Genomic DNA, 18,760 nt, shown 5'->3' on the forward strand with positions numbered 1-18,760 from the left:
ATCAGTCATTCTTTTCCTCTTAAAAATAACCCCTGTTGTAGAGCCCTGGTTCCATAAGCCTCCGCTCTTTTTTCCGCTCCCGTTGGTTTCCAATTCGTCTAAAGCACCAACTTCTGCGCATTCCCTGAATAAATCTTCTGAAGGACTGCGTCCGGCAATCCAAGCCCGTTCAGAAACTCCTGATGGATATTGTCGAAATAATCCCTCCCGTAAAGAATTCGGTCCTGAAACTCCACAAGAAATTTTTTGGCAAACTCAGAATCCCGTTTCAGGGCATTGCATCCGGAACCTGCGGAAATATCACAGTACAGATTGGGATAAGTGTGCAGCATATCGATCAGCTTCCCGCCCGGTACAACCTTTCCGGTGGGATATGCGGTCTTATTGTACTGATTGTCTCCGGAAATATGTGCCCAGAAACCCGGCGCATGCCCCAGAAAAATCGTTCCCGGACAGGCCCGTATGGCTCGTTCGAAGGCATCGATCCCTCCGCCGTACCACCAGTTCGGACGGGGATACCGGCTTTTGGCGGGAAACTCATAGTCGATATGAACCACTACCGGCAGACCTCTCTCTCCGCAAAACTGATACATACGGATCGCATCCGGATTGTCGTACATCATGCGCAGCTTGATCTCGCCGCAAACCCGCACTCCATAAATGCTGACAGCCGCCTGAAGCTGATCGATGGCCTCCGGCCGCCTGGGGTCGGGAGCATATCCCAGAATGAATTTTTCCGGTGCACGCTCGTAGTAGGAAAGGCACCGGCTGAAAGGCACCGGTCCATGAGGCCCCACTTCCGGAGTGCAGCTGTAGTAGCTGGGATCATACTCATCTGCAGGAGTCTCCCAGCTGAGCAGCCAGGTCTTATCAATGTGATATCGTTTCATATTATCCAGAAACCGGGACAGATCGTGTCCGTGCCAGTCGGGATGATTATGGGCGTCAATGATCATAGCTTTTTCCCTTGATAATATTGTGCCACTTTTCTGATGGCCTGCACGGTTTCCTCCGCGTCCTCTTCCGTATAGAACTCATTGACCGAAATCCGAACCGCCGTATCCAGGATTTCCTCGGCCACCGGGCACAATCCCTTGTAATACCGGACATCCTTTCCATAATACTTGCAGTCAAAAGGACATTTTGTTCCATTATAGGCATTCCGATTCAGGAACATATCGTATTCATACACACAAGCCGGAATATATCCCGGCTGATTGGGCACCCCTTCCGCTGCCAGAGCCTTTGAGAATTCATCCCGGCTGACTCCCGCTTCCCTTTCATTGATGCGGAACATATAGAACCAATACGAGCTCTTGTTCCCTTCCTCTATTTTGGGAATGTAGATTCCAGGCAGATCCTTGATTCCTTCACTGATCCGGGTCCCATATGCATTTCTCTGTTCACAGATGAACGAAAGCCGGTCCAGCTGAGCCAGGCCTACTGCCGCCTGCAGTTCACTCATGCGATAATTGGGGGCAAGGAATTCAATTCTTCGTGTTGCCGCCGGATCTTTCGAGAACCGGTTGTAGTTCTTGTCTGCAAAGCGGAACGCCCGTTCAAAAAGATCCTGATCATTCATAATGCACATGCCGCCGTCCCCGGAGGAAATATGCTTGTAATCATTCAGGCTGAAGCATCCGATGTCACCGATTGTCCCCACCAGTTTTCCCTTGTAATAGGTGAGGTAGCTCTGGGCACAGTCCTCAATGACCCTGACATTGTGTTTCCTGGCAATGTCCATAATGGCGTCCATATCTGCTGCGTTTCCGGCCAGATGAACCACAACAATGGCTTTTGTTTTGTCTGTGATTTTTTCTTCCACGGATTTGGGATCCAGGTTATAGGTATGAGGATCCAGATCGGCAAAGATCGGAATGGCATTCTGATACAGGATTCCAATGATCGATCCCATATCGGTAACCGGAGAAGTGATGACTTCGTCTCCCGCCGTGATCCCCAGGGCACCAAGAGCCACATGAATCGAAGCAGTGCCGGACGATGTGGTGACACAATGCTTCACCCCATACATATCCGAAAACCTCTCGCAGAATTGCCTTGCTTTGTTTCCGGACCAGTAAAACAAGGTATTCTGGTCCAGAGCCTCCTTCAGATAGCGAAGTTCTTCATCTCCGAACCGTTTTCCGGATCCATACGGTGTCTTTTTCGTCTTTTCCCCGCCCAATAAAGCCAGCTTACTCATAATAAATCCTCCCTTTGAATGATTGGCGCTTTTTTTTCCATTCCATTTCCCCGGCAAATCTTTCGATAGGACAATGGAGGAATTCCAATTTGCTTTTTAAAAACCCTGTTAAAATGGTTTACGCTGTTAAAACCGATCTCATAACTGATATCCAGCACTTTTTTATCTGTCTCTTTCAGCAGCTGAAGTGCTTCGGAAATCCGATAGTCATTCAGGTATTCCGTAAATGTTTTCAAAGTGATGCTCTTAAAAAGATGACTGAAATAGGAGAAGGACAATGCAGATACTTTTGCGACCTCCTCCACTGTCAGATTGTCCGCATAGTGCTCATTGATGTAATGGATGGCCGTCAGAATCGCTTCCCTGTGGCGGTCATAAATCGTCTGCGTTTCGGACCCTTCCAGGTTCGTGGTGAATTCCCGGCCCACCAGAACCAGCAGCCGAAGAAGAAGGGATTTGATCAGCAGGATATAGCCCGGCTTCTTTTGCCGATATTCCTGAAACACCTCGTTCAGAATGGTCTCCACTTCAATCTGCAGCCTTCCAATCAGATTCAGCCTTGGCCTCACCATGTTCTCGCTGACCAGGAACGGTTCGATATATGCAAAGTCCAGAAACGATTCTGCATTCTCTATTTTGTCCATATTCTGATTGATAAACTGAGGTAAAAATTCAAATTCGTAAATTTGGGCAGAACAGTTCTTCGGCGCGGTGATCTTGTGGGGAATATAGGGCGGGATCACAAAGATATCACCTTTGATGATCTCAAACCTGTGATTGTTGATCACATGCTCCGCCTTTCCCTGGTAAACATAGTTTATCTGCATATACTCATGCCTGTGAAGCTCTTTTTCGGAATTTTCCAACCGGTATCTCGCTATAAAAAACGGCAGATCCCCGTTTGGGTTTTCACTCATTCGATACATCGGTATATTCTTATACTTTTCGTTATCCAGATCAACCAGTCTCATATGCCGCCCTCCTATCGCCGTCTTCCCATTTGGGCCTGCCTTTGCTTACGGGAAAACCGCACGGATTTTTTTGGCTTTTACGATTCGGTCCAATGCAACCATGTAAGCGCCCATTCGCAGGGATGCATTCTTTTCAGCAGCCTTCTGCCATACCTCATTGAATGCCCGGATCATGATTTTCTGCAGTGTTTTATTGACTTCGTCCTCGTCCCATGTTAAAGACTGGATATTCTGTACCCATTCAAAATACGATACCACCACTCCGCCGGCATTTGCAAGAATATCGGGAACTACAATGATGTTTTCGGAATTCAGTATTTTATCCGCCTCTGAAGTCGTCGGGCCATTTGCTGCTTCCACGATGATCCTGGCTTTTATGGATCCTGCCACCTCTTCCGTGATTTGGTTCTCCATGGCCGCAGGAATCAGGACATCCACATCGCTTATGAGAACTTCCCGGTTTGTGATATGCCGCACGCCATCTTCCCGGTAATCTTCTATCATTTTACCGGTCTGCAGAAATGCCGACAGCTTTTCCACGTCCAGGCCGCTTTCCTGATAAATCCCGCCTGTCACATCGCTGACCGCCACGATCCTGCAGCCTTCCAGATACAATTCTCTGGCTGCGGCTCCGCCGACATTACCCATTCCCTGTATGGCAATGGAAGCTTCGGATACCGGAATCCCCTGCCTCTGCAGGATTTCCTTTGTCATCAGCATGACGCCGCGTCCGGTGGCATCCTTTCTGCCCAGGGAACCTCCGATTTCAACCGGCTTGCCGGTAACGACTCCGGGAACGGTATATCCCTTGAACATGCTGTAAGTATCCATAATCCAGCCCATGATCTCCGGATTGGTGTTGATGTCCGGCGCCGGAATATCCTTCTCCGGACCGATCAGGGGAAGAATCATAGCGGTATACCTTCGCGTAAGCCGTTTGAGCTCCCCATGGGAAAGCTCCCTGGGGTTGACCTTCACCCCGCCTTTTGCTCCTCCGTACGGGATATTGACCACTGCACATTTAAAGGTCATCCACGCAGAAAGCGCTTTCACTTCATTCATGTCCACATCTTCGTGATAGCGGATCCCGCCTTTGCAAGGGCCTCTGGAACTGGAGTGCTGTATCCGGTAGCCCTCAAATACCCGGATCGATCCATCGTCCATCTCCACCGGAATGGATACCTTCAGCTCCCTTTCCGGATATTTCAGTACTTCGTAATCATCTTTTTCCAACCCCAACAGGTCAGCCGCTTCCTCCATCGACTTCAGCATATCCTCATAGGGATTGTATTTTTCACCCATATTAATTATGAGCCCCCTCATTTCCTAGTGATGGCTTTATTATATCGAAAATCGTTGTAAAAGTCTTTGCAAATCTTATTTTATCATTGATGAATTGTATAAAAAAGCTGCCATGCAGGACAAAATAAATCTTGTCCTGCATGGCAGCTCTACCACTTTCCCTGGCCGGAATCGATCAGGCCCGATCCGGGTCTGCTTTTTCCGTCAGATATTCATCAATTGCCTTTGCCGCTTTCTTCCCGGCGCCCATGGCAAGGATCACCGTTGCGGATCCGGTTACGGCATCTCCGCCGGCATACACTCCCGCAAGGGATGTGGATCCTGTATCTTCGTCTGCAATAATGCCGCCCCATTTCTGGGTTTTCAGCCCTTCGGTGGTGGACTTGATCAAAGGATTGGGGGAAGTGCCGATGGCGATGATGACACAGTCCACGTCCATCCGGAAATCGGATCCTTCCCTGGGAACAGGCCGCCGTCTTCCGGACGCATCCGGCTCTCCCAGGTCCATTTCCACGCACTTCATGCCATTTACAAAGCCTTTCTCATCGGACAGCAGTTCGGTGGGATTGGTCAGGAAATGGAATGCAATTCCTTCTTCCTTTGCATGCTCCACTTCTTCCGCCCGGGCAGGAAGCTCCCTGGCAGAACGCCGGTAAACAACGCTGACTTCCTTTGCGCCGAGACGTTTTGCACACCTTGCCGCATCCATGGCAACATTGCCGCCGCCTACCACAGCCACCTTATTGGCTTTCAGAACAGGGGTCGGGGAATCCTCCCGGTATGCCTTCATCAGGTTTACGCGGGTCAGGAATTCATTGGCGGAATAGACGCCCTTCAGATTCTCCCCCGGAATATTCATAAACCTGGGCAGTCCGGCTCCCGAACCAACATAGATCGCTTCAAACCCATAATCCTTCCGAAGCTCCTCAATGGTCAGGATTTTGCCGATAACCATATCCGTTTTGATATGAACGCCCAGCTCCGTCAGGGTATGCACTTCTTTCTGCACAATGGCCTTGGGCAGACGGAATTCCGGGATCCCGTAGGACAATACCCCGCCGGTCAGATGCAGCGCTTCAAATACGGTGACATCGTAACCCATCCTGGCCAGCTCTCCTGCACAGGCCAGTCCGGACGGACCGGAACCGATCACCGCCACCTTGTGCCCGTTGGAAACCGGTTTTTTTGGTTTGGCAGTGCTGTGGGCATTGTGCCAGTCCGCTGCAAAACGTTCCAGTCGCCCGATGGCAACCGGCTCGCCTTTCTTTCCCCGTATGCATCTCTGCTCACACTGGGTCTCCTGCGGGCAGACCCTTCCGCATACGGCAGGCAGAGTACTGGAATCTGCCAGGACCTCATAGGCTTTTTCAAAGTCGCCGTTTACAATCTCCCGGATAAAAGCCGGGATATCAATCTGAACCGGGCAGCCGCCGACACATGGCTTATTCTTGCAATGCAGGCAGCGCCTTGCCTCATCCATTGCCTGTTCCTTTGTATAGCCCAGCGCAACCTCTGAAAAATTTCCGCTCCGGACCTTTGGATCCTGGGTGGGCATCTCATTTTTCCTGGTGGCCATATTCGGCTTTGGCCTGGATGCATTCAGGCTGGTCTTTGTCATATCTGCCATTTACTCCACCTCCTTTTCAAAAAGCCTGCATGTCTCTTCATACGCTTTTCGTTCAAACGGTTTATACATATCCGCACGCTGCATGGCTTCGTCAAAATCCACCTGATGTCCGTCGAAATCCGGACCGTCCACACAGGCAAACTTTGTTTCCCCGCCTACTGTAAGGCGGCAGCCTCCGCACATCCCCGTGCCGTCTATCATGATCGGGTTCATGCTGACCACTGTTTTGATGCCGTATTCCTTCGTCAGCCTGCACACGAACTTCATCATGATAATGGGTCCGATGGCGATGACTTCATCATACTTCTCACCGTCTTCAATCAGTTTCTTCAAAGCGTCGGTGACCAGGCCCTTATTTCCGTTGCTTCCGTCATCCGTCATCACAACGAACTGATCCGATATCTCCGAAAACTCCTTTTCCAGAATGATCAGGTCTTTGGACCGGAACCCAACAATGGAATGAACCACGGCACCCTGCTCATGAAGCTTTCTTGCAACCGGCAGCGCAATGGCGCATCCTACGCCGCCCCCCACAACGGCAACCTTTTTCAGGCCCTCTGTCTCTGTTGCATTTCCCAGAGGTCCGACAAAATCCGCCAGGGAATCTCCTTCTTTTTTCTGATCCAGAGCTTCGGTGGTGCCGCCGACGATCTGATAGATGATGGTAATCGTTCCCTTTTCCCGGTCGTAACCGGCAATGGTAAGCGGGATCCGCTCCCCGTCCTGATCCACTCGCAGAATGATGAACTGACCTGGCTGCGCCTTTTTTGCAATGAGCGGGGCTTCGATCTCCATCCTGCCGACTGTGGAGTTCAATTTTTCTTTTTTACGAATTTGGAACATCCATTTTCCTCTTTTCCCGGTATAATTTCAGATATAAAACAGAAGGCTGCTCCCCTCTGATCGAAAGCAGCCCTGACATATTCTGCTTAAAAGCCAATTCCCTGAAGCTACATTCCAGGAGTCTGCCTTTTAATTAAAAGTCAACCTTCCTGCCATAATAGATGCAGCGGAACAGCTTTTCCACTTCCGCAGGTGTGACCGGTCTGGGATTGGAACCGGTGCAGGCATCCCCGACAGCTGTTTCCGCAATCTTCGCAACTTTTTCGTTGAATTCCTTTTCTTCTATGCCAAATTCCTTCAGGGTCCTGGGAATGCTCAGTTTGGCATTGTATTCATTGATCTTGTCGCAGAGCTTTTCCATCAGCTCCTGCTCATTTGCACCGGTGAGACCCACCGACCTGGCAATCTCCGCATAGCGTGCCAGTGCTGTTCCGTCCTTTGCATTGTACTGAATCACATAAGGCAGGTAAATCGCATTTGCGCAGCCATGTGGAATATGGCCGGTTGAAAAAGCGGCGCCTGATTTATGTGCCATGGAATGAACGATACCCAACAGCGCATTGGAGAACGCCATTCCTGCCAGACATTGTGCATAATGCATCTGCTCCCTGGCCTTTTTATCGCCACGGTAGGAATCCGGAAGATAATCAAATACCATATGAATCGCTTTCAGCGCCAGCGGATCCGTAAAGGGGCTGTGCAGCGTGGAAACATATGCCTCAATGGCATGGGTCAGTGCATCCATGCCGGTATGCGCCGTCAGCCTGGGCGGCATGGTTTCTGCCAGCTGGGGGTCCACAATGGCGATGTCCGGGGTAATGTTGAAATCAGCCAGAGGATATTTTATCCCTGTGGAATAATCCGTAATGACGGAAAACGAAGTGACCTCCGTCGCTGTCCCGGAAGTCGATGGAATTGCCACGAATTTAGCCTTCTGCCGCAGCGTCGGGAAATGAAACGGTTTGCACAGATCTTCGAATTTCGTATCCGGATACTCATAAAACGTCCACATGGCTTTCGCTGCGTCAATGGGAGAGCCGCCGCCCATGGAAATAATCCAGTCGGGTCCAAACTCCTGCATTTCCTTTGCACCGCGCATCACGGTTTCCACAGAAGGATCGGGCTCCACGCCTTCGAACAGCTTCACCTCAATCCCTGCTTCCTTCAGATAATCCAGTGCCTTGTCAAGAAAGCCGAAACGCTTCATGGATCCTCCGCCCAACACAAATGTCGCCTTTTTCCCCTTCAGGGTTTTCAGGGTTTCCAGGCTTCCCTTTCCGTAATAAATATCCCTTGGTATTGTAAATCTTGCCATTTATGCTTCCCTCCTGATTTAATTGGTTCGTTTATCCTTTGATACCGCTTTTTGATGTCACTTCTTCTGATGCCGTTCGACATTATATATACTTTTACTGTTATAATTTTAACAATAAAAACCCATTTTGTCAAATCCAAAAAGTATGGAACATGTATTTTTCCGGCTGTCTGCAGGATCTTATGCGGACTCTTCCCCCTTCGCCTTTTTTCCCGAAGCCGGGATCACATATTTCTCCAGAGCCACGGCAACTCCTGCCTCCAACGCAGGCGCTGTCACATCATCACACAGTTCCTTGATCCGGTCCGGAGAATTGCCCATGGCGATGCTGATGCCGGCGAACTTCATCATATCGATATCATTTTTGCTGTCCCCCATGGCAATCGAAGCGCTTCGGCTCCACCCCAGCCAATCCAGTACCGCCTTCATCCCGCTGGCCTTATTACAGCCCTTTCGCGCAAACTCATAGTAATTCTCATGCTGCCAGCATACAAAATCGTCCGCCAGCATTTTCCTTTCTTCTGCGGTCATCCTTCCGTCCACCGAAAACTTGGAAATCCTGCTGTCCGGATAGCGCACGGAAAAATCATCGCTGCTCCGGATCATGGTCTTTCCCTTCGGATCGCGGGGATGGATATAAAACATCCTCGTTTCCCCTTCCACATGACATTGGCTTTCAGTGGTCAGATAATGTCCAACCAGCATCTTCAGCTGCCTTTCCGTGAAGGTGACGCTGCGCAAAATTTCGTTCCCGTAACGCACATAGGAACCAATTCCTGCAACAACCCCGTCAAACCGGATGCTCTCCATAATCTTTTCCGGAATAAAGGAATAAGCCCGTCCGGTATTGAGAAATACCTTGTTGCCCAGTTTCCTTGCCCGGGCGATGGCATCAATATTTTTTTGCGGCAGAACCCCCCTGCTCATCAACGTATCATCAATATCAAGAAAAACTGCATATCTTCGGCTGCCCATTGTCCCATTCACTCCAAAATCTCCTGTTCCTTCCTGTGCCTTTGGCCTGTTCCCAATTCCTTCCCCTGGATCCGTTATCTGAATTCATTGGAAAGGAAATCAGTGAAAGCAGATCCTTACGGATCCGTTTCCCTACATATAATACTTGCATTCCGGTAATACGTCAAGTAAACTGGTATTATGTAGCATTCTTGCTGCAAATACTTTTCCACAGGAGGCATCGGTATGGAACGCTGTCTTATCATCAATGCGGACGATTATGGGGTCAGCCTGTCGGCGAATCAGGCAGTGGAGCATCTGTTCGACGAGGGGTTTCTTACCTCCGCCACCCTGATGACACCCTGCCCATGGGCAACGGAAGCCCTGCACCGGGCAAAAAACAATAAAAAAATGCGGGTAGGGCTGCATCTGACCTTCAATGCAGAATATCCCCTTTACAAATGGGGACCGGTTTGCCGGAACCGAACGGTTGGTTCTCTTCTGGATGAGAATGGATTTTTTTATGATAAGGTACCACCGCTGCTGCAGACTGCAAAGTCAGAGGACATCACGGCAGAAATGGAAGCACAATATGAATTTATGACACGACAGGGTATCCGGCCGACCCATATGGACAATCACATGGGCAGTGTATATGGATTAAACGGCAGGCCCTTTCTGAAAGAAACCTTCGCATTCTGCGCGAAACACCATCTCAATTTTCGCCTGCCGCGGTCCGCAAAAAAATTTGCCGGACTGCCTGAAGAGCTGAAAGATGCGCTTTCAGGCATTGAGGCGGAAGTGGATGGGCTTGGAATCGGCATCCCGGACGATCTTTTCTCCCATCCGAATGCCCTGACGCCCAATGATACCTACGAAACCGTCCGGGATTATTATCTGAACCGGATCCGCAGTATCGACCCCGGGATTACGGAAATGTTTCTGCACCCGGCCAGGGAAACAGAGGAACTGAAAGCCATCTGCGGCAGCTGGCAAAAACGGGTATGGGAATACCGGCTCATGCTGGACGACACAGTCTTCCGGGCCATTGAATCTGAAGGAATCCGCCTGGTCGGCTGGACCGATGCCCCTTTCAAAACCGATAAAAAGCATGTACGAAATAAAAAGCAAAGCTGGTAAATAACCCGCTTAACCGGCTCATGCACTGCTGTAAAAGCCTTCCCTGTGCAAATGATACTTCCGGACAAATGCACTTCCGTATGGATCTTTGATTTGCTGATAAGCTTTTTCCCGTAATGTATGATCCGGGGCATAGTCGAGTTCCGCCAATATATCACTGCGCTTTCCGGAAAAACAAGTCCGGTTACACTTGAAACACCTGGCAGGCATTTCAAGTATAACCGGACATTTATCTATGCGACGGCGTGTGGCATTCAGCCTTTCACGGCCCCTATCATCACACCCTTCACAAAATACTTTTGAAGGAAGGGATAAATGCACAAAACCGGTACCGTTGTAATTACAATGGCCGCATATTTAATTGTCTCCGCAAACTGATTGATCTGGTCGTCCTCCGTAGCAGCCGAATTCAGAATATTGGAGTTTGCAATCAGGACAGCCCGCAGAACATTCTGTATGGGCAGCTTTGGATTATCCTGGATATACAGGGACGCGGGAAACCAGCTGTTCCAGTGGCCAACGCCGTAGTACAGAAGCAGAACGGCAACGGTCGGCATAATCAGCGGAAAGATAATGCGGAAAAGGATGGACAGATCATTTGCCCCATCGATATAGGCGGATTCCGCCAAGCTGTCCGGCAGCGCTTCAATCGCTGTTTTGCAGATGATCGCATTGTAAACACTCATCGCACCCGGAAGAATCAACGCCCAGAGGGAATTGTAAAGGCCAAGGGACTTTACGTTCAGATACCCGGGAATCATGCCGCCGCTGAAAAACATGGTAAACATAATGATCATCATAACGGGCTTTTTGAAATAAACATTTTTGGATGACAAAAAGTATCCGCAGAATAACGTCATTATGATATTGAGTGGCAGCGATGCAACCAGAATAAACAGGATGTTCCTGTAACCGCTTAATAAAAGCGGATGGCTGAAAGCCAGTTTATACGCCCCCATGGTAAATCCCTTTGGCCGCCACAACACACCGGGGCTTGCCAGCAGCCTGACGTTATCGCTGATGGAAGCGCATACTACATAGTACATGGGATAAAGGGTTACAAAAGCCAGAAGAATCATTACAATACTGTTTACGACTTCAAATATAACATCCCCCGTACCTCTTTGATTCAACTTGTTTTTCGCCATTCCTTTTTCCCCCTAAAACAAACTCAGTTCGGTCGTTTTCCTGCTGATAAAATTGGACAGGAGCAGGAATGCCACATTGACCAATGAATTGAACAGCCCCACCGCCGTACTATAGCTATAGGCCGCATTCAAAATACCCTTGCGATAGGTATAAGTCGATAGAACATCCGCCACATCGTAAATTCCCTCATTATAAAGAAGCAGGATTTTTTCATGACCTACGCTTAAAATACTGCCCATGCGAAGAATAAACAGAATGACGATGGTGGGCAGAATACCGGGTACGGTAATATGAACCATCTGTTTCAACCGTCCTGCTCCGTCTATTCTTGCCGCCTCATATTGTTCCTGGTCAATACTGGTCAGAGCCGCCAGATAAATAATGGAGTTCCACCCAATGTTCTTCCAGATATCCGAAATAATATAGATGGGATAAAAATACTTGCTGGACATCAGAAAATTCCGGGCCTTTCCGCCAAATGCCACTGCCAGCTGGGAAACCAGTCCGTCATACTGCACATAGGTTCTCACCAGCGAACACACCACTACCATGGATATAAAGTATGGCATATAGGTAATGGTTTGGATACCGCGCTTGAACCAGTTTACCCGGATTTCATTCAAGAAAAGGGCAAGGAGAATCGGAGCAGGGAATCCAAATAAAATACTCAGCCCGCTGATGGAAAAAGTATTCTTTATCAGTCTCCCGAAATAAATGTCATTAAAAAAATTCCTGAAATGTTTCCATCCCACCCATTTACTTGCCCCTATTCCCAAAGCTGGGCGATAATCCTTAAATGCGATGATTATGCCGTACATGGGCTTATAGGCAAATAAAACCAGATAAACAAGAACCGGCAGTATGATCAGATACTTATACTTATTGAGCTTAAAATCCCGCTGCAGTGTATGACTCAGAGTTCTCTGCCCGGTTGCCCGGCCGGATGCCGCCAAATTTCCATTTGCCACCTGAATCGTCTCCTTTCCATGTCAACATTTCTTCCATAATATTCAAGAGCATTAACGGGCCAGGAACCGATCATAAGCCGCCTGATTTGTTTTCAAAACTGTAGGAAGGCCCATATCATCCAGCTTTTTCACAAATTTATCATAGGAATCCAGAGATTCTTCACCGGTCATGTATTTTACGGCTGTCTCCGACACATAGGTTTGTATGGAGCTGACCAACTCATCCAGAGCATTGCTCTCTTCGGTCGTCCGGGTTACTCCGTTGGGTAAGACCCACTTCGCAGTAACCTTCTCATTGGGATAAAACCAGGTATCATTTGCTTCAATTGCCACCGGTTCATTCTTCAGGTACAGTAACTTGGTTAACTGGATACAGGAACCGTTCCAAACCGAACCGCCGTATTTGGAGATTGCATTGTTCAGCCCGTCAGGATCCTTGGTCACCAGATCCAGATAAGCCGGTTCCCCTTTATCATCATAATCCCAGGATTCACCCTGCTTCCCGAAATTCCAGAATAGATTACCTTCGTCGGTATAGGCATAATCCAGTACCCGCATGGCGGTCTCCAGTTTTTCATCGGGGCAGCTGGTCGTTATGGCTGCGACAGTGCGCCCAATTCCATATCCGCCGTATACCATGGACAGGGTTCCATCATCCCCTGTGGGATACTGCATTCCGACCCATTTTGCACCGTTGCCTGCTTTTTCAGCATCTGTGACCCAGTTGGACAACTGCCCCATGGAAGAATAGGCAAGGCCGGTCAAGCCGTTCAATACCTTGGTGCGGACTGCCTCATCATCATTGGTGGTGATGTCCTGATCGATCAAGCCGGCTTCCCACCATTCATGAAGTTTTTCCATATAATCTTTCCATTCCGGCTGGGCCTGAGCAAGCTGAACCTTTGCATCGTCATCAACATACAGCTTATAATCCGCCAGGGTATACGCTCCGAATGCGCCACTGATCGCAGAAGCTTTTACGCGGCTCCATGGGCCGCTGAATACGGCATTGTATTCCTTGTTGAATGTCTTCAGAATGTTGTCCCAATCGGAAATTGTCTTCGGAGCCTCCAGGCTCTGTGCATCCAGCCAATCCTGCCGAATTAAGGGACCCTGATAGGTAGCGTTCCAGCCGCCGTCTTCCTGGAAAAGGCCATAGCCATAATACTTGCCGCTGTCCGTTTTCATATGCTTATCATACATCTCATTGGATGTGATAAAGGAATAATAGGCGGGAGAGTTCTTTTCCAGATCATCTGACAGGTCACGAATAATACCTTCTTCCATATAACGTTCGATGTCTGCCATAATGGAATGATAAATAATATCCGGCAGGGTCTCGCTGTTCAGCATCAGGTTAAAAGCCTGATTGGCATCGGTCCCGGCTGTCGGAAACTGCCAGTTGATCTTTACGCCCACCATATCCTGCAGATTTTTGTGAAATGGCGATTCTTCCGCTGTGGCATACGCCTCATTCAGAGTATACCCTTGGCCTACCCACCAGGTAAGCTCAGTATCTTTTTGATCCATAGGATATCCGGTAAACTTCTCCGGGCTTTTGCTCCCGTCTTTTGCAGACTTTTTATCGGCAGTGTTATCCGAAGTGCCACCGGTACTCTTGCCACAACCAGTGAAAATCGTAAAACCCATCACAGCGATAAGAAGAAAAGACAGCACCTTTTTTGACATTTTCATACCTCCTTGTGCTTGTGTTTTCCAGTAGAATTCGGGCAGATCGTTCCGATTCCTCCCGGTTGATCAGAACGTAAACTGATCTGAACATAAGAAGATTAGCATAGAACCGCATTCCCTGTATATGGACAGTTTCCGGCGCGATTGATATACAATGGGAATTTTCTCATTTTGAAATTGATAAATGGATGCATGATTGATGATGCATTGCGAAATATACAAATTATATCATATATAGATAAATAAGTTATTTCTATTGCACTTTGACTATTATATAATAATATTAAATAGCGTTTTACGCTTTTTATTGTTTGTTAATGCTATTATTTTTATCGCTTTCAAATTCTGAGGCAAAATAATATCCCCCGGAGGTAATACAGGATGAGCAGGAACACAGGCACCGGAAAGAAAAGCGTATTGCTTCGCTTTTTTCTGTCCTATTTGTATCTCCTTGTTTTTACGCTGTTGATCAGCTCCCTATTTCATCTTCAAACAGCAAATATATTGAAAAAGGAGAATAACAGGGCAAACAACGCGATTTTGAAGCAATTCAGCAATGCATTGGAAGACAAGTTCCTGTCCATGTCCGAATTGGCCGTCCAGGCTTACATTGGAGCCCAATCGGAGCTTCAAAGCCAGAACAATCTGTCATCCTATGAAAGATATCGGATCTGCAAAAACCTGAATCAACTGAATACAGCGGCACAGACAAATATAGAAAACCTATTTATCTACTATTCGGAGCAGCGCTATATTGCAGGGTTAAAAAGCTCCGTTCCGGCCGATATCTTCTATGAAGCGTACTACCGTAAAAATGGGTTCTCCATGGAGGAATGGAACAATGCCCTGCGAACCTCAAGCGGCTTCACGGCTTTTCCTGCCAAAACCGGCGCCATAAGTATCGCTTTTGTTTACTCGCCGTTTCAGCAGGGAAAAAAAGAACGGGACAAGGTATTTGTATGCTTTAATCCATCCAGACTCCGAAGTATATTGTGCAACAGCAAATGGGAGAGCAACGGAGCATTTCTTGTATTCAACGGCAACGGTAATCTGTTGACGTCCACGGATTCTGCCTACAATGATATGAATCTGAGATCGTATTTTGACAGGAACGGCTTTTTCGATATGAAACATGACGGAAAAGAATACACCTGTAAGATTATTCAATCCGCAAAAACAGACTGTTATTACGCATCCGTAACACCAAAAGCGGTTGCTGTGAAACCGGTTACGGATTTCCGAAACAAAGTATTGCTGTTCAGCGTATTGCTTTTCTGTGTCGGAATGTGGATTGCCTATATCCTGTCCAGGCAAAACTATGCACCACTGAAAAAATTGATTGACTGGGTGGACGAAAAAGCCATGTATGATCCGAAAAGCTTTGAGACAGGAAACGAAATTGATATATTGGAAAAGGTATTGCAATTAAGCTTCCAGGATCAGGAAAATTTAATTGTGCAGATCCAAAACAAAAAAAAGGACTTGCTGCAATCCTCCATTCGCAATCTGCTCTGTGATACGTCTTCCCCCACACAGGGAAATTCCATACAGGATATCTTTGCAAAAAATGATATTCCTCTCCTGTCGGATCAATATGCTGTCATCCTGATCAATACGGATGAAAAATACAGCCATCCCGCAGTGACAGAAGCATTGGACACCGGAAATCTTTTTACGGCAATGACAACCAATACAATGGATAAATTGTCTGGAAATGACTTTCAGGGTTTCGTTGTACCAATGGACAAAGAGCAATGTGCACTGCTCATAAACTTTGCCCCATTAATCCGGGAAACAATCATGCAGGAGACTTTGCTGTTCATTGCAAGGGAAGTAAAAACATCCCTGAAATCAAGCTTTGGAATGCCCCTGACGATCAGTCTCAGTAATATACATACGGAAAATGAAGAAAATGATGGCATCCAACAGGCTTTCCAGGAAGCCCAATACGCAATGGAGTACCGGTTGACCATCGGATTCAACCAGATTATTCCCTATCAGGAGAAACAAGAGGACGGTTCAATCTATACTTTTTCCTTTCAAACCGATCATTTTATCAGTCTGTTTCTCAAAGAGCCCAGGAGCTCCGGGGAAATCGGCCAATTTGTTTCCGCACTTTTTACCAATAAGAATATTGATTCCCATGTTTCCCCTGGCATTGCAAAGGATTTCATCTACGATGTTTCCGGAAGCCTGTCCAAAGCAGTAACTGAAAAAATGATGGATGCCGATACGGAATGGAAGAAGGGAATCTTTTATCGCTTGCTGCAATGTGATACCTTGACCCAGTTCCGCAGCGAACTCATCGATATTTTGAATAAGTATCAGGAATATCTGCACAAAAAGCCTGAATTATATTCTGTCGGGGCACAGATAAAAACTTTTATCAGCCGGAACTTTTCGGATCCTGCTCTCAGCCTGAACGCCTTAAGCAGTGAATTCAACCTTTCCACATCCCACCTGTCCCGAACGTTCAAGGAAACAAACGGCATCAGTATTTCAGACTATATCAGCATATGCCGGATCACTCATGCCAGGGAGCTGCTGAGAGATTCGGATAAGACCGTCCAGCAGATTGCGGCAGAAACGGGCTTTTTGAGCAGCAGTGTATTTATCCGGGTATTTAAAAAAGCAGAGGGAGTTACGCCGGGCTCTTACCGTAAGCTGGAAAATCAGAAACGGGCCTGATAGAAAAAAACAGCGAATCTGCATATTATTCGCTTCCACCAGGGTAATTGATATTTGAATGGGCATCTGTGTCCAGGGTCACGGAAGATCACTCATGCCAGGGGTCACCAGCGGGTAGTTATAAAATTACCCGCTTCTGTGGAAAGATATCATAACATGATTCAGCATCCTTTTTGAACTGATTTACAGATTGTTCCGTCAAAGGATGATACATCATCTGGTCAAACAGCTCCGGACGGATGGTGACGGCATGGGAACCAGCTATGCTGACATGATAAATCTGATCGACATTCTTAAAGCTTGCTGCCAGTATCTGCGCTCTCAGCCCATAAAAATGGAATAAATGTACCAGATCCGCGACAACATCCACTCCATGGGATGAGATATTGTCCAGCCGGTTTACATACGGAGCGATATAATCCGCACCTGCCCTGGCGGCAAGCAATCCTTGCTGCTGGGTAAATATTGCTGTTGCCGTTACATGAAAATTCATCTCTTTCAAATGGCGGATGGCTTTGATACCCTGCGGTGTAGCAGGTATTTTTACATAAAAGTTGCCGCCTGCCAAATCCCGTAAATGCAAAGCTTCCTGGATGATATCTTCTGCTTTATCACTGATCGTCTGCACATGAAGCATTTTTTCCTCACCGATCACACGTCGGATTTCCCGGATCAGTTCTCTGAGCTTGAAATTGCTCTTTGATACAATGGTTGGATTTGTAGTTACTCCTTCTATAGGATACAGGTCTGTCAGCCGTTCTATATCCTTGATATTTGCTGTATCCAGCAAATAGATCATTTTTTATTCCCTCTTCCCTGTTTGTACCTATATATTTTTACTGTAAAAATTATGATCATTGTACAGGATTTCAACGCGCAATAAACTCCTCACGAACACGACGCACCGCGTCGATCGCCTCTAAATGCCGATATTTGACTGCTTTCACGGTAGGCCGCCAAACCGTTTGAAGAAATCCTGTCAGATCTTCAGCATTGCAGGTCTTGCTGCAATAGTTGACGGTACCTTCAAAATTCCACTGGCAGCTCCAGTTGCTGCCGGCAGGGACCTGTTCATAGCCGTGCTCATCCAATATGTTATATGCCCTCACCCATTCACTATCGCGATCAAAGGCCCCGCCGTAATACCAGTTGCTCTGCAGGAATTCTTTCGGCATCCTTTCCAAAAACTCTTTTTCATGATTCCAGATCCGATCGGACCAGAACCAGGGACGGGCACCATTTTTCTCAGCCGCTTTGGCGTAAAAGAACAAATCATCCCACCACTGACCCCCGTTGCGTACCAGCGCATATCGATAGCTGGACTGATGCCCATAGGTCTCCTCATCCATGCCGAGATGAAAATAAGCCGGCTTGTCAAACAATTCCGCAACTTCATCCATCAGATCCCGGCATACATTATAGTACTCCCTGCTTCCCACACACCGGGCATACTTACCCAGCCACTCGTCATGGCAGGCGGAAAAATTGAGCTTGGGGACAGGAGCGATGCCGTTCTGCCGAAGCTTTGCCAGCATCCCGCCGAACTCCTCTTTGCTCAGGGAACCTTCCACGGCAAGTTCCGGATGGGATTCATAACGGATCCCTTCTCCCAGATCGATGACAAGGGTATTGATCCCCGCTTTTCGCATTTGGTTCGTTAGCAATTCCCATATGTCCCGGTCAAAGCGCAGCTTATCGCTGGCATTGAAATAATCCTCGGCATAGCCATCCGACAGGGACCGGTATTCGGCATCCTGTTCCGCCCACATGTTATAGCCTATATGAATCAGATAAGCCCACATCAAATCCTTCTTCCGCATAAATCCTTCTCCCCTTTATTCTTTTTTGGTTTATCAAAAATGAAACTGCCCGTGCTTCGATAAGCCGCCAGCTTCGGCAGGCAGTGCA

The 18,760-nt window shown here is 47.8% G+C and carries 15 protein-coding genes; 2 read left to right on the forward strand and 13 right to left on the reverse strand.

The window, feature by feature from the left end; translation table 11 throughout:
- Positions 1–98 precede the first annotated feature (98 nt).
- The 8 genes from QBE55_00575 to QBE55_00610 form a co-directional block, all read right to left on the reverse strand.
- On the reverse strand, positions 99–956 hold the full coding sequence (locus QBE55_00575; protein WZL78702.1) for an amidohydrolase family protein: 858 nt from the start codon (positions 954–956) through the stop codon (positions 99–101).
- Complete coding sequence (locus QBE55_00580; protein WZL78703.1) at positions 953–2,203, reverse strand: DegT/DnrJ/EryC1/StrS family aminotransferase; 1,251 nt, start codon at positions 2,201–2,203, stop codon at positions 953–955. Before QBE55_00580 ends, QBE55_00575 begins: the two co-directional genes overlap by 4 nt.
- On the reverse strand, positions 2,200–3,174 hold the full coding sequence (locus QBE55_00585) for an AraC family transcriptional regulator (protein ID WZL78704.1): 975 nt from the start codon (positions 3,172–3,174) through the stop codon (positions 2,200–2,202). Before QBE55_00585 ends, QBE55_00580 begins: the two co-directional genes overlap by 4 nt.
- Positions 3,175–3,219: 45 nt before the next feature.
- Positions 3,220–4,476 carry a Glu/Leu/Phe/Val dehydrogenase gene (locus QBE55_00590; protein WZL78705.1) on the reverse strand — a complete coding sequence of 419 codons (1,257 nt, stop codon included), beginning with the start codon at positions 4,474–4,476 and terminating at the stop codon, positions 3,220–3,222.
- A gap of 175 nt (positions 4,477–4,651) precedes the next feature.
- Positions 4,652–6,103, reverse strand: coding sequence for an NADPH-dependent glutamate synthase (gene gltA / locus QBE55_00595; protein ID WZL78706.1), 1,452 nt, complete (start codon positions 6,101–6,103; stop codon positions 4,652–4,654).
- Positions 6,104–6,946: a sulfide/dihydroorotate dehydrogenase-like FAD/NAD-binding protein gene (locus tag QBE55_00600; protein ID WZL78707.1), complete on the reverse strand. Its 843-nt coding sequence runs from the start codon at positions 6,944–6,946 to the stop codon at positions 6,104–6,106.
- A 133-nt stretch (positions 6,947–7,079) separates the two neighbouring features.
- On the reverse strand, positions 7,080–8,261 hold the full coding sequence (locus QBE55_00605; GenBank protein ID WZL78708.1) for an iron-containing alcohol dehydrogenase: 1,182 nt from the start codon (positions 8,259–8,261) through the stop codon (positions 7,080–7,082).
- 180 nt (positions 8,262–8,441) lie between these two features.
- Entirely contained in the window at positions 8,442–9,248 is an 807-nt protein-coding gene (locus QBE55_00610) for an HAD-IIB family hydrolase (protein WZL78709.1), read from the reverse strand.
- A 213-nt stretch (positions 9,249–9,461) separates the two neighbouring features.
- Here QBE55_00610 and QBE55_00615 point away from each other — a divergent pair, with 213 nt between their 5' ends.
- A complete protein-coding gene (locus QBE55_00615) occupies positions 9,462–10,355 on the forward strand; it encodes a polysaccharide deacetylase family protein (protein WZL78710.1) in 894 nt (297 codons plus the stop codon).
- Positions 10,356–10,609: 254 nt separating this feature from the next.
- On the opposite strand, the gene QBE55_00620 is transcribed toward QBE55_00615, so the two are convergent.
- Genes QBE55_00620 through QBE55_00630 form a run of 3 tightly spaced genes read right to left on the reverse strand, consistent with a single transcriptional unit; the run spans position 10,610 to position 14,161 of the window.
- Positions 10,610–11,503, reverse strand: coding sequence for a carbohydrate ABC transporter permease (locus QBE55_00620; protein WZL78711.1), 894 nt, complete (start codon positions 11,501–11,503; stop codon positions 10,610–10,612).
- Positions 11,504–11,515: 12 nt separating this feature from the next.
- Positions 11,516–12,472, reverse strand: coding sequence for an ABC transporter permease subunit (locus QBE55_00625; protein ID WZL78712.1), 957 nt, complete (start codon positions 12,470–12,472; stop codon positions 11,516–11,518).
- A gap of 51 nt (positions 12,473–12,523) precedes the next feature.
- Positions 12,524–14,161 carry a hypothetical protein gene (locus QBE55_00630; GenBank protein WZL78713.1) on the reverse strand — a complete coding sequence of 546 codons (1,638 nt, stop codon included), beginning with the start codon at positions 14,159–14,161 and terminating at the stop codon, positions 12,524–12,526.
- Positions 14,162–14,545: 384 nt separating this feature from the next.
- Between QBE55_00630 and QBE55_00635 the strand changes: the two genes are divergently transcribed.
- Entirely contained in the window at positions 14,546–16,852 is a 2,307-nt protein-coding gene (locus tag QBE55_00635; protein ID WZL78714.1) for an AraC family transcriptional regulator, read from the forward strand.
- A 118-nt stretch (positions 16,853–16,970) separates the two neighbouring features.
- Here QBE55_00635 and QBE55_00640 read toward each other — a convergent pair whose 3' ends face one another.
- Both QBE55_00640 and QBE55_00645 read right to left on the reverse strand, forming a co-directional pair.
- Entirely contained in the window at positions 16,971–17,651 is a 681-nt protein-coding gene (locus QBE55_00640; protein WZL78715.1) for a fructose-6-phosphate aldolase, read from the reverse strand.
- Between the two features lie 70 nt (positions 17,652–17,721).
- On the reverse strand, positions 17,722–18,672 hold the full coding sequence (locus QBE55_00645; GenBank protein ID WZL78716.1) for a hypothetical protein: 951 nt from the start codon (positions 18,670–18,672) through the stop codon (positions 17,722–17,724).
- Positions 18,673–18,760: the final 88 nt, after the last annotated feature.

The sequence above is a fragment of the Eubacteriales bacterium mix99 genome, from assembly GCA_038396605.1.
In the GTDB taxonomy this organism is placed as follows: domain Bacteria; phylum Bacillota; class Clostridia; order Caldicoprobacterales; family DTU083; genus UBA4874.